11 protein-coding genes are annotated in these 12,332 nt (G+C 72.5%); 3 read left to right on the top strand and 8 right to left on the bottom strand.

The features are described from left to right. Window positions 1-182: 182 nt before the first annotated feature. The 7 genes from cimA to AB0G63_RS14765 all read right to left on the bottom strand — a co-directional run bounded on the left by cimA (window position 183) and on the right by AB0G63_RS14765 (window position 8,716). A complete protein-coding gene (gene cimA, locus AB0G63_RS14795) occupies window positions 183-1,787 on the bottom strand; it encodes a citramalate synthase (protein WP_360749662.1) in 1,605 nt (534 codons plus the stop codon). A 325-nt stretch (window positions 1,788-2,112) separates the two neighbouring features. Then, window positions 2,113-2,712, bottom strand: coding sequence for a TetR/AcrR family transcriptional regulator (locus AB0G63_RS14790; protein ID WP_360749659.1), 600 nt, complete (start codon window positions 2,710-2,712; stop codon window positions 2,113-2,115). Between the two features lie 10 nt (window positions 2,713-2,722). Further along, a complete protein-coding gene (locus tag AB0G63_RS14785) occupies window positions 2,723-3,787 on the bottom strand; it encodes an agmatine deiminase family protein (protein WP_360749656.1) in 1,065 nt (354 codons plus the stop codon). Between the two features lie 9 nt (window positions 3,788-3,796). Then, window positions 3,797-5,470, bottom strand: a complete 1,674-nt coding sequence (locus AB0G63_RS14780) for an urease subunit alpha (RefSeq protein ID WP_360749653.1) — start codon at window positions 5,468-5,470, stop codon at window positions 3,797-3,799. Continuing rightward, complete coding sequence (gene ureA, locus AB0G63_RS14775) at window positions 5,467-6,165, bottom strand: urease subunit gamma (RefSeq protein ID WP_360749650.1); 699 nt, start codon at window positions 6,163-6,165, stop codon at window positions 5,467-5,469. The genes AB0G63_RS14780 and ureA overlap by 4 nt, the downstream gene beginning before the upstream one ends. Window positions 6,166-6,332: 167 nt before the next feature. Continuing rightward, a complete protein-coding gene (locus tag AB0G63_RS14770; RefSeq protein WP_360749647.1) occupies window positions 6,333-7,421 on the bottom strand; it encodes a branched-chain amino acid aminotransferase in 1,089 nt (362 codons plus the stop codon). A 251-nt stretch (window positions 7,422-7,672) separates the two neighbouring features. Continuing rightward, on the bottom strand, window positions 7,673-8,716 hold the full coding sequence (locus tag AB0G63_RS14765; RefSeq protein WP_360749644.1) for a 3-isopropylmalate dehydrogenase: 1,044 nt from the start codon (window positions 8,714-8,716) through the stop codon (window positions 7,673-7,675). Between the two features lie 142 nt (window positions 8,717-8,858). On the opposite strand from AB0G63_RS14765, the gene AB0G63_RS14760 reads away from it, so the two are divergent. Continuing rightward, window positions 8,859-10,448, top strand: a complete 1,590-nt coding sequence (locus tag AB0G63_RS14760) for a metallophosphoesterase family protein (protein ID WP_360749641.1) — start codon at window positions 8,859-8,861, stop codon at window positions 10,446-10,448. 49 nt (window positions 10,449-10,497) lie between these two features. Here the strand turns inward: AB0G63_RS14760 and AB0G63_RS14755 are convergent, their stop codons facing one another. Next, the gene (locus AB0G63_RS14755) at window positions 10,498-10,629 is read right to left on the bottom strand and encodes a hypothetical protein (protein WP_360749637.1); all 132 of its coding nucleotides are present in this window, start codon (window positions 10,627-10,629) and stop codon (window positions 10,498-10,500) included. Between the two features lie 332 nt (window positions 10,630-10,961). Here AB0G63_RS14755 and AB0G63_RS14750 point away from each other — a divergent pair, with 332 nt between their 5' ends. Next, window positions 10,962-11,858, top strand: coding sequence for an NADP-dependent oxidoreductase (locus tag AB0G63_RS14750; protein WP_360749635.1), 897 nt, complete (start codon window positions 10,962-10,964; stop codon window positions 11,856-11,858). A 120-nt stretch (window positions 11,859-11,978) separates the two neighbouring features. Next, a complete protein-coding gene (locus AB0G63_RS14745) occupies window positions 11,979-12,179 on the top strand; it encodes a DUF5988 family protein (RefSeq protein WP_360749632.1) in 201 nt (66 codons plus the stop codon). Window positions 12,180-12,332 lie beyond the last annotated feature (153 nt).

The raw sequence follows: 12,332 nt of genomic DNA, 5'->3' as shown, positions 1-12,332 counted from the left end.
AGTTCACTCATGGCTTAGCTCACGCCGTGAGTTAACTGGCGCCCCGCCAACCCGTCAAGACGTCGCGCCGGCCTTGTCGCCCTCGCCGTCCCGCGGTAGGGCAGGGTTCGCCCGGGCTCCGGCGAGTGGGGCGTTGCCCCGGCGAGTCCGCGGAACTCGCCGGAGCCCGGGCAGCGGCGGGACTACTGGGCCGGCGCCACGCCCGCCCGCAGCAGACCGTAGGTGTACGCGTCCTCCAGCGCCTGCCAGGAGGCGGCGATGACGTTGTCGGCCACGCCCACCGTGGACCACTCCCCCGCGCCGTCGGAGGTGGAGATCAGCACGCGGGTCGTGGACTGGGTGCCGTGCACGCCCTCCAGGATGCGGACCTTGTAGTCGACCAGGTCGAGCTGGGCGAGCTGGGGGTAGATCTTCTCCAGGGCGACGCGCAGGGCGCGGTCGAGGGCGTTGACCGGGCCGTTACCCTCGGCGGTGGCGACGATGCGCTCGCTCTTGGCCCACAGCTTGACGGTGGCCTCGTTGGCGTGGGTGCCGTCGGGGCGGTCCTCGACGATCGCCCGCCAGGACTCGACCTCGAAGTACTTCAGCGGCTTGCCCTCGACCTCGCCGCGCAGCAGCAGCTCGAAGGAGGCGTCGGCGGCTTCGTAGGTGTAGCCCTTGAGCTCGCGCTCCTTCACGCGCTCCACGACCCGGCCGACCAGTTCCCGGTCGCCGCCGAGGTCGATGCCGAGTTCCTTGCCCTTGAGCTCGACGGAGGCGCGGCCGGCCATGTCGGAGACCAGCATCCGCATGGTGTTGCCGACCAGCTCGGGGTCGATGTGCTGGTACAGGTCCGGGTCGACCTTGATCGCGGAGGCGTGCAGGCCGGCCTTGTGCGCGAAGGCGGAGACGCCGACGTAGGGCTGGTGGGTGGAGGGGGTGAGGTTCACCACCTCGGCGATGGCGTGCGAGATGCGGGTCATCTCGCGCAGCCGGCCCTCCGGCAGGACCTTCTTGCCGTACTTCAGCTCCAGGGCGGCGACGACCGGGAAGAGGTTGGCGTTGCCGACGCGTTCGCCGTAGCCGTTCGCCGTGCACTGGACGTGGGTGGCGCCCGCGTCGACGGCGGCGAGGGTGTTGGCGACCGCGCAGCCGGTGTCGTCCTGGGCGTGGATGCCGAGCCGGGCGCCGGTGTCGGCCAGCACCGTGGAGACCACCGCCTGGATCTGCGCCGGGAGCATGCCGCCGTTGGTGTCGCACAGCACAACCACGTCCGCGCCCGCCTCCGCCGCGGCCCGTACGACCGACTTGGCGTACTCGGGGTTCGCGCGGTAGCCGTCGAAGAAGTGCTCGCAGTCGACGAAGACCCGCCGGCCCTGCTCGCGCAGGTGGGAGACCGTGTCGCGGACCATCTCCAGGTTCTCCTCGAGCGTGGTGCGCAGCGCCAGCTCGACGTGCCGGTCGTGGGACTTCGCGACCAGCGTGATCACCTCGGCGCCCGAGTCCAGGAGCGCCTTGACCTGCGGATCCTCGGCCGCCTTGGCGCCGGCGCGGCGGGTGGCGCCGAACGCGACGAGCCGGGCGTGCTGGAAGTCGATCTCCTGCCGGGCGCGGGCGAAGAACTCGGTGTCCCGCGGGTTGGCGCCGGGCCAGCCGCCCTCGATGAAGCCCACGCCGAAGTCGTCCAGGTGCCGTGCGATGGCCAGCTTGTCCGCGACGGTGAGGTTGATGCCCTCGCGCTGCGCGCCGTCACGCAGGGTGGTGTCGAAGACGTGGAACGAATCGTCGAGCTCGCTGGTTGCGGTCATGGTCTCAAGGCTCCTGATGTCGGATCTCGGTCTTTACCGGAATGACCGGCTCCACCGTCCTCCAATGATCCCTCGCGCTGCGCCCCCGGCTGAAGGTGGGCCAGAAAAAGCGAAAAACCCCTCGCGGGTGCGAGAGGTCTGCGCGCGGGTCGAGGACGACGGTGTCCGCCCGTACCTGGTCGTACGTGGCGGTCACTGCGGACCGGCGCGCCTGCTGCCAATAATCGTGGCGAACGAGAGCACGGGGGCAGTCTGGCACAGACCGAACGGGCACCCGCGGCCCGTCTCAGGATGCGAGCACCGCCCTGGTCACCGCGGGCGGCGCTCAGCGCTCCGGGAGCAGGGTCTGCGCCAGGAATTCAGCCACATGGGTGAGGACGTTCGTCCGGTCCGTGCCGCGCAGGCCGATCGCGACGTGGAGGGAGAGCCCGTCCAGCAGGGCGCGCAGGCGGGTGCCGAAGCGGTCGGGGTCGACCGCGCGGAACTCGCCGCGGGAGATCCCCTCCGCGAGCAGCGCGACGAGGTCGCGGTGCCAGGCGAGTTCGATGGCGGCCTGGCGGTCGCGGGCGTCGTCGTCGGCGTTCTGCGAGCGGTTCCACACCTCCAGCCACAGCGTCCAGTGCGGGTCGCGGTGGCCGTCGGGCACGTAGAGGTCGACGTACGCGTCGAGCCGTTCGCGGGCGGTGCCGGGGCGGGCCAGCAGGCGTCCGCGTTCGGCGCCGAGCCGGCCCTCGCTCCACTCCAGGGTCTGCAGGAGCAGTTCGTCCTTGGAGTGGAAGTAGTAGAGCAGGTGGCCGCTGCTCATCCCTACCGCGGTCCCCAGCGCCGCCATGGTCAGCTTCTCCAGACCGCGTTCCGCGATCATGCCCATGGCTGCGGCGAGGACCTCCTCGCGCGGCGGCGCGTTCCTGCGCGCACCGGCCATCCGTCTGCTCCTAGATCCTCGGCTGCTGCTGGGTGATGCAGTGGATGCCACCGCCTCCGGAGAAGATCGTACGGGCGTCCACCAGGGTCACCGTCCGTTCCGGGAACAGTCGGCGGAAGATGCCCGCCGCGATCTCGTCGCGCGGGTCGTCGAAGCCGCACAGGACGACGCCGCCGTTGCACAGGTAGTGGTTGATGTAGGACCAGTCGGCCCAGCGGCCGTCGGCCTCCAGGACGGTCGGGGCGGGGACCTCGACGACCTCCAGGCGGCGGCCGCGGGCGTCGGTGGCGGACTTCAGGATGCCGATCACCTCCTTGGTCACCTCGTGGTCGGGGTGTGCCGGGTCCGGCTGGTGGTGCGCGACCACGACGCCCGGCCGGGCGAACGCGGCGACGATGTCGACGTGGCCGAGGGTGCCGTAGCCGTCGGGGGTCCCCCCGCGCCTTTCGGGCAGTGGGGGAGGGTAGTCGCCGGTCAGGCCGCGCGGCAGCCAGATCGCCCTGCGGGTGCCGAGCTGGGCGTGGATCTCCGCCTCGACCCGCTCGCGCGTCCAGTGCGGGTTGCGCTCGGGGCCGAGCTGCACGGTCTCGGTCAGCAGCACCGTGCCCTCGCCGTCGACGTGGATCGCGCCGCCCTCGTTGACCAGTTCCGAGGTGTACGTCCGGGCCCCCGCGAGGTCGGCGACGTGCGCGGCGATCTTCGCGTCGTGTTCCCAGCGGGCCCAGCTCTGGGCGCCCCAGCCGTTGAACGTCCAGTCGACGGCGGCCAGTTCGCGCCCGTTCGTGAGGAAGGTGGGGCCGATGTCACGCATCCACGCGTCGTCGAGTTCCCGCTCGACGGTGTCGACGCCGGGGCCGAGCAGCGCCCGCGCCCCGTCCGACTGTCCGGGGCCGCACACCACCGTCACCGGCTCGAAGCGGCGTACCGCACGGGCGACGGACGCCCAGGCGATGCGGGAGGCGGCGAGGGCCTCGGGGTCGTGGAAGGTCGGGTTGGGGCCCGGCCACGCCATCCAGGTGCGCTCGTGCGGGGCCCACTCGGGGGGCATGCGGAAGCCGTCGGCGGCTGCGGACATGGGTGTTCCTCACAGGAAGTACAGGCGGTTGAGACTGACCGAGTCGGCGGGGTCGGAGCGGACCGGCTCGCCGTCGAGGGTGACCAGCCCGGTGCGCGGATCGACGTCGACCGTTCCGGTACGGCAGTTCAGGCGCAGGTCGGCCGGGCCGATGCCGCGCGTGCCGCGGACGGCGACCCGGCGTCTGCGCGTCGGCATGGTGTCGCCGCCCCGGTCGAGGGCGGCCTGCGCGACGAACGCGACGGAGAGGTCGGCGGGCGTGGCCCCGTACGCCCCGAACTGCGGTCCGAGGACGAGGGGTTCGCAGGTGTCGGTGGCCGCGCCTGGGTCGCCGGTCACGCCGTAGGCGGGGAAGCCGGCCTTGAGCACCAGTTGCGGCTTGGCGCCGAAGAACTCCGGCCGCCACAGCACGATGTCCGCCAGCTTGCCGACCTCGATGGAGCCGACCTCGTGCGAAAGCCCGTGCGCGATGGCCGGGTTGACGGTCAGCTTGGCGATGTAGCGCAGCACGCGCTCGTTGTCGTGGCCGTCGTCCGGGGCGCCGGCCTGTGCCTTCATCTTCCCGGCCATGGCGAAGGTGCGGCGGACGGTCTCCCCCGCCCGGCCCATGCCCTGCGCGTCGGAGGAGGTGATGCCGATGGCGCCCAGGTCGTGCAGCACGTCCTCGGCACCCATGGTGCCGGCCCGGATGCGGTCCCGGGCCAGGGCGGCGTCGCCGGGCAGGTCGGGCTTGAGGTCGTGGACGGAGACGATCATGCCGTAGTGCTCGGCGACGGCGTCCCGGCCGAAGGGCAGGGTCGGGTTGGTGGAGGAGCCGATGACGTTGGCGACACCGGCCATCTTCAGCACGTTCGGCACATGTCCGCCGCCGCAGCCCTCGATGTGGAAGGCGTGCACGGTGCGGCCCTCCAGCACCCGCAGGGTGTCCTCCACCGACAGGCACTCGTTCAGCCCGTCGCTGTGCAGGGCCACCTGGACGTCGTGCTCCTCGGCGACGCGCAGCGCGGTGTCCAGCGCCCGGGTGTGGGCGCCCATGTCCTCGTGGACCTTGAACCCGCACGCGCCGCCCTCGGCCAGCGCCTCCACCAGGGGCGCCGGGCCGGACGACGAACCCCGGGCGAGGAAGCCGATGTTGACCGGCCAGGCGTCGAAGGCGCCGAACGCGTGCCGCAGCGCCCACGGCGAGTTGACGCCGACGCCCCACACCGGGCCGAACTCCTGCCCGATGATCGTGGTCACGCCGGACGCCAGCGAGGCCTCCATGATCCGCGGCGAGAGCAGGTGGACGTGCGTGTCGACGGCGCCCGCGGTGGCGATGAGCCCTTCGCCGGACACGATCGAGGTACCCGTGCCGACGACGACGTCGACGCCGTCGAGGGTGTCGGGGTTGCCGGCCCGCCCGATGGAGTGGATCCGGCCCTCGCGGATCCCGATGGACACCTTGCGGATGCCCTGCACGGCGTCGATCACGACGACGTTGCTGATGACGACGTCGCAGGTGTCGCGGACGGCGGCGGCCTTGAGGTGCAGCCCGTCGCGGGCCGTCTTGCCGAACCCGGCGAGGAACTCGTCGCCGGGGCGCTGGGCGTCGGACTCGACGCGGATCACCAGCCCCGAGTCGCCGAGCCGGACCCGGTCGCCGGCCCGCGGGCCGTGCGTGGCGGCGTACTCGTACGGGTTCACGCGTCCGCTCCCAGGTATCCGCAGGCGGCGGCCCTGCGCAGGGCCTCTTCCTTCGCTCCGGGCGCGTCCAGTGCGCCGTCGACGAGCCCCGCGAACCCGATCGCGATCCGCTCGCCGCCGATCGGCACCAGCCCCACCTCGACGCTCTCCCCGGGCCCGAAGCGGACCGACGACCCGGCGGGCACGGCGAGCCGCATCCCGTAGGCGGTCGCGCGGGGGAAGTCGAGGCGCGGGTTGGCCTCGAAGAAGTGGAAGTGGGAGGTGACGGAGACGGGCACGGTCGCGGTGTTGGTGACGGTGAGCCGGACGGCCGCCTCGGGTTCGGCGTGTCCGGGTCCGGGTCCGGGACCAGGTCCGGGCAGCAGTGCGCCCGGGGCCCGCTCGCCCAGCCCGCCGCCGATCGGGTCGCCGACCACCGCGAGCCGGGAGCCGTCGTCGAAGACGGCCTCGACGTGCACCTCGGTGACGACGTCCGCGACACCGGGCAGCACGTCGTCCGGTCCGAGGACGGACCGGGCCCGCTCGATCGCCTCGGCGAGCCGGGCGCCGTCCCGGGCGGCCTCGCACACGGTGTCGGCGATCAGCGCGGTCGCCTCCGGGACGTTGAGCCTGAGGCCGCGGGCCCGGCGGGCGCGGGCCAGTTCGGCGGCGCCGAAGAGCAGCAGCCGGTCGCGTTCGGTGGGGGTCAGCCGCACGCCGGGACACCTCCTCGTCCTCTCGGTTAGAGCTTCACTCTAATGGCGTGAGCGCGAGAAGGAAAGAATCGACGGCGATCGAGAGTCAGGGAGTTTGAACAGCGCTCAAACCGGAGTCCAAGAAGGGCGCCTCCCGGCAGGAGGCGCCCTTCGTGCCGACGCTCAGGTCAGCCCAGCTTGTGCATCCAGCCGTGCTTGTCCTCGGCGATGCCCCGCTGGATGTCCAGCAGTGCCCGGCGCAGCTTCAGCGTGACCTCGCCGGGCTCGCCGCCCGCCTGCTGCCACTCGGCGCCCTCGCGCTTGACCGTGCCGACCGGGGTGATGACGGCGGCGGTGCCGCAGGAGAAGACCTCGGTCAGCGTGCCGTTCGCGGCGTCGCGCTGCCACTGGTCGATGGAGACGCGGCCTTCCTCGGCGGTGTAGCCGAGGTCGCGGGCGACGGTGAGCAGGGAGTCGCGGGTGACGCCCTCCAGGATGGAGCCGGTGAGGGTCGGCGTGACGATCCGGTCGCCGTAGACGAAGTACAGGTTCATGCCGCCGAGTTCCTCGACCCACTTGTGCTCGACCGCGTCGAGGTAGCAGACCTGGTCGCAGCCCTTGGCGGCGGCCTCGGCCTGGGCGAGGAGGGAGGCGGCGTAGTTGCCGCCGGTCTTGGCGTCGCCGGTGCCGCCGGGGACGGCGCGGACGCGGTCCTCGGAGAGCCAGATGGTGACGGGCTTGACGCCACCGGGGAAGTAGGCGCCGGCCGGGGAGGCGATGACCAGGAAGAGATACTCGTTGGCGGGCTTGACGCCCAGGCCGACCTCGGTGGCGATCATGAACGGGCGCAGGTAGAGCGACTCCTCGCCGCCGTGCGCGGGCACCCACGCCTTGTCCTGCTGGACCAGGACGTCGCAGGCCTCGATGAACGTCTCGACCGGTAGCTCGGGCATGCCGAGGCGGTGCGCGGAGCGCTGGAAGCGGCGGGCGTTCATCTCGGGGCGGAAGGTGGCGACGGAGCCGTCGGGCTGGCGGTAGGCCTTGAGGCCCTCGAAGATCTCCTGCGCGTAGTGCAGGGTCATGTTCGCCGGGTCGAGGGAGAGCGGCCCGTACGGCACGAGCTGGCCGTCGTGCCAGCCGCGGCCCTCCGTCCACTTGATCGTCACCATGTGGTCGGTGAAGTGGCGGCCGAACCCGGGGCTCGCCAGGATCGCCTCGCGCTCGGCGTCGGACAGGGGGCTGGCGGAGGGCTTGAGCTCGATCGTGGGCGTCGTCATGAGAAGTTGTCCTTCACCGGTTGTGTAGTGACAGGCCGCCTCACGCCCGTGACTGCCAGTGGCCAGTGCTAGGACGTCCGAGCATTCCCTCATTCCGCGGCCCCGTTCGATTATCGCAAAGCGGGAGTCCGTGGAAGGAACGGCGTGAATGCGGCCCAGGGGATGATGGTGGCACCCGGCGGGGACGCAGGAAAGCCGCCGGGTGCGAGTGACCCGGCGGCTTCGAGTGTTTTCGAGGAGCGCGGCGGGGGTCAGCCGGCTACTCGTACGGCCAGCGCGTCGCCGATCTCGGCGGTGGAGCGGGCGGGCTTGCCGGTGCGCTCCGCGAGGTCGGCGGAGACCGCCTCCTCGATGCGGGCGGCCTCGGCCTCGTAGCCGAGGTGGCGCAGCAGCAGGGCGACGGACAGGACCGTGGCGGTGGGGTCGGCCTTGCCCTGGCCGGCGATGTCGGGCGCGGAACCGTGGACCGGCTCGAACATCGAGGGGAACTCGCCGCTGGGGTTGATGTTGCCGCTCGCGGCGACGCCGATGCCGCCGGAGACGGCCGCGGCGAGGTCGGTGATGATGTCGCCGAAGAGGTTGTCGGTGACGATCACGTCGAAGCGCTCGGGCTGCGTGACCAGGTAGATGGTCGCCGCGTCCACGTGCATGTACTCGGTGGTGACGTCGGGGAACTCCTTCGCCACCGCGTTGAAGACGTTCGTCCACAGGTGACCCGCGAAGGTCAGCACGTTGTTCTTGTGGATCAGCGCGAGCTTCTTGCGCGGGCGGGCCTGGGCGCGGGCGAAGGCGTCGCGGACCACGCGCTCGACACCGAAGGCCGTGTTGACGGAGACCTCGGTGGCGACCTCGTGCGGCGTGCCCTTCCGGATGGTCCCGCCGTTGCCGGTGTACGGGCCCTCGGTGCCCTCGCGGACCACGACGAAGTCGATCTGCGGCTGGCCGGCGAGCGGGGTGGCGACACCCGGCAGGAGCTTCGACGGACGCAGGTTGACGTGGTGGTCGAAGGCGAAGCGGAGCTTGAGCAGGAAGCCGCGCTCCAGCACGCCGGAGGGGACGCTCGGGTCGCCGATCGCGCCGAGGAGAATGGCGTCGTGCCGCTTCAGGGCGTCGAGGTCGGCGTCGGTGAGGGTCTCACCGGTGGCGTGGTAGCGCTTGGCGCCGAAGTCGTACTCCTGGGTCTCCAGCTTCACATCCTGCGGAAGGACGGCGGAGAGGACCTTCAGGCCTTCGGCCACGACCTCCTGGCCGATGCCGTCACCGGGGATCACTGCGAGATTGATGCTGCGAGACATGCGGGCACCCTACTCCTCGTCCCATGGGATGACACCGGGTGTCCGTCATGCGGACAGCGGTGAGGGCGGCGGCACCGACGCGTCGCCGCCCGTTCATCCTGATGTGTGGCGGGCGTTGGGGTTTGCTGGGAAGTTCACCGCCATGGACCTTCCCGATGTCGGCATCCCGCCGCGGCTGGCGAGCCGGATGAGCATGGCCGAGCAGTACGAGTACCTGCGCACGAGGCTGAGCCGGCGCCGCACGCTGGTGACGGCCGGCGCGGTGGCGGCCGGCGCGGTGGCGGGCGGGCTGCTGACCGGTTGCGGCGGCCCGGGGTCGCGGGGTGCGGCGCCGGGCGGCACGGCGGCGGTCCCGTCGCCGGCGGCTTCCCTGGTCCACGGCTCCGCCGTCTCCCCGTTCGGCCGCCACCTCGCCTTCGGCGCGGACCCGAAGACGCAGATGCGCGTCTCCTGGCAGGTGCCGCTGGCGGTGCGCAGGCCGTACGTGCGCGTCGGGACGAGGCCCGACGATCTGGGCCGGAAGACCGCGGCCGAGGTCCGCGCGCTGCACACCCCGGGGGTGACCGGCGTGCGCCCGGCTCTGGAGCAGTACTACCTGCACGCCGCCCTGGACGGCCTGCGCCCCGGCACGACGTACTACTACGGCGTCGGCCACGACGGCTTCGACCCCGCCTCCCCGGGTCACCGCTCGACGATCGGCGCCTTCCGCACGGCGCCCGCGCGTCCCGAGACGTTCGTGTTCACGGCGTTCGGCGACCAGGGCGTCAGCCGGGCGGCGGCCGCCAACGACCACGTGGTGCTGCGCCAGAAGCCCGCCTTCCACCTGCACGCGGGCGACATCTGCTACGCGGACGTCAACGGCCGCGGCCAGCAGAGCGACGGGTACGACCCCGCCTTCTGGGACCTGTTCCTCAAGCAGAACGAGCCGGTGGCGCGGTCGGTGCCGTGGATGGTGACGACCGGCAACCACGACATGGAGGCCTGGTACTCGCCGGACGGCTACGGCGGCCAGCTCGCCCGCTTCTCCCTGCCCGACAGCGGCTTCGACCCGCGCACGGCGCCGGGGGTGTACGCGTTCACCTACGGCAACGTCGGCTTCGTCGCGCTGGACGCCAACGACGTGTCGTACGAGATCCCCGCCAACCTCGGCTACACGGGCGGCCGGCAGACGAGATGGCTGGACGCGAAGCTGGGCGAGCTGCGGGCGGCGAAGGACGTCGACTTCATCGTCGTCTTCTTCCACCACTGCGCCTACTCGACCTCCACGCACGCCTCCGACGGCGGGGTGCGCGCCGAGTGGCTGCCGCTGTTCGCCGAGCACCAGGTGGACCTGGTGATCAACGGTCACAACCACGTCTACGAACGGACCGACGCGATCAGGAACGGCGACGTCGGCAGGGCGGTGCCCGTCGGCGCGTCCACCGACCCGACGCGGGACGGGACCGTGTACGTCACGGCGGGCGGCGGCGGCCGGGACCTGTACGGCTTCCCGCCGGGCGTCAAGGAGAGCTACGAGGGGCATCTCACCCGCCACGACCCGGTCGACACCTTCCGGTGGACGAAGTCGCGGGCCGCGAGGGCGGAGACCGTGGAGTGGTCGCGGGTGCGCTACCGGGGCTTCTCGCTGCTCTCGGTGGAGGCGGTGAGCGGCGCGGCGCCCCGGCTCAGGGTGTCGGCGCTCACGGACAGCGGCAAGCGCATCGACCACTTCGAGGTGCGGCGCGGGGCGTGAGCACTTCGAGGTGCGGCGCGGGGCGTGAGTCCGCGCCGCGGTTGGCGGCTCAGTGGCCGGTCGCGCCGCCGTTGTCCCGGCGGTCGAGGGCGCGCTGGAGGGCGGCCGCGGCGTTCTTGCGCTCGGACTCACTCGTACGGGAGATGCGACGGACTCGGCGGCGGGCGGTCGTCTCGGCCATGGGAAATCGACTCCTTCGGCATACGGGAGTGCGGGAGATGGAGATGGGGATGCGAGACGCCGGGTAGGGCGGGGAGCGGTGCCGCAGGGGTTGCCTGCACGGGGCCCGGCTCACGACCGCCATTCGCTTGGTCGAGCGATACGTTCGGCTCCTACAAAGCTAAGGGAGCGGCCCCGGTCTGTCTCCACAATTACTCGGACTTCCTACTATCTGAGACAGTGGATCGGGTCACACCGCCGCGACCTGCGGTTTCGCACTCGCAGCGCCCTGGCCGGCGCGCGCCCCGCCGTGCCGGGATGTCCGAGGCCGGCCGGCGGAGTCAGGATGGAGAGATGAGCACGCCACATCACCGGACCGAGGAGCGGCCGGCGCCCGCGGCGGGCGAGGTGCTGCTGCGGGTGCTCGCCGCGGGCGTCGTCCCGGCAGCCCCGGCGGCGCGTTCCGGAGCGGCCCTGGAGTACGCGGAACCGTCGTTCACGCCCGGCCTCGACGTCTCCGGCGTGGTGGCGGCGGCCGGAGCGGACGTCACCCGGTTCGGCCCCGGCGACGAGGTGTTCGGCAGGATCGACGACGGCGGCTGCGCCACCCACGTCACCGTGCCGGCCGGTCACCTCGCCGCGAAGCCCGCGACGCTGGACCACGTGCACGCGGCCGGGGCCCCGACGGCCGCGCTCACCGCCTGGCAGGCCCTGATCGACATCGGCCGGGCCGGCCCGGGCACCCGGGTGCTGATCCACGCGGCCGACGGCGGCGCGGGGGACGTAGCGGTCCAGCTGGCCAGGGCGGAGGGCGCGTACGTCGTCGCCACCGCCCGCGCCGGCCGGCACGGCCTGGTGCGCGACCTGGGGGCCGACGAACTCCTCGACCCGGCCACCGCCGACCTGGCCGCCGTCGTGCACGACATCGACGTCGCCCTGGACCTGGTGGGCGGCGACGACGGCCCGCGCGCCCTGGGAACCCTGCGCCCGAACGGCCTGCTGGTGTGCGCGGTCCCCGGCGATCCGGGACTCGCCCCGGAGGACGTGGAGGCCCGCGGCATGCGCTTCGCCGTGGTCCGGGCGGAACCCTCCGGGGAACGCCTCGCCAAGGCCGCCGGCCTCCTGGCGGACGGCCGCCTGCGCGTCCACGTGGCGGCCGTGCTGCCGTTCACCGAGGCGGCGAAGGCCCGCGAGCTGTGCGAGGCGGGCGACGCCGAGGGCGCGGTGGTGCTGGTGCCCGGCCGCCCGTGAGCCGGACGGCGGCCTCTCGGCCGACAACGGCCGGGTGCGGGTCGATAATGGAGTCGTCCACGCGACTGAGGTCCGCTCCGCGCACGCCACGGCGGAGCCGGGCCACGGGAAGGTGACGTCATGAGCGACAAGGCACTTCTCGAGGGCGGTCCGCAGGATCTGCCCCAGCGGATCGTCCCGGTCCCGCCGCCCGGGAACGACGTGAAGATCGAGTGGCTCAACGGATACGAGCACTTCCGCGCGACTCCGCGGCAGGCGGAAACGGACGAGGGCCGGCTGCCGGTGTACGAGTGGTGGGAACGGACGGAACTGCCCAGCTAGGGCGCACGGAAGGGGCCGGGGCCGGCGCGGCCGGTTCCGCCCTGCCACGCCCGCACTGCGCTCCGTCCTCGCCGCGCTCGGTTCCCCCTCCGCCGTCGAGCAGGCCGAGCCAGGCGCCGAGCAGGACGACGGTGATGAGGCCGAGGGCGCGGG

This window comes from Streptomyces sp. NPDC020996 (assembly GCF_040641355.1).
Taxonomy (GTDB): domain Bacteria; phylum Actinomycetota; class Actinomycetes; order Streptomycetales; family Streptomycetaceae; genus Streptomyces.
This window is presented reverse-complemented; position numbering and strand designations above follow the sequence as displayed.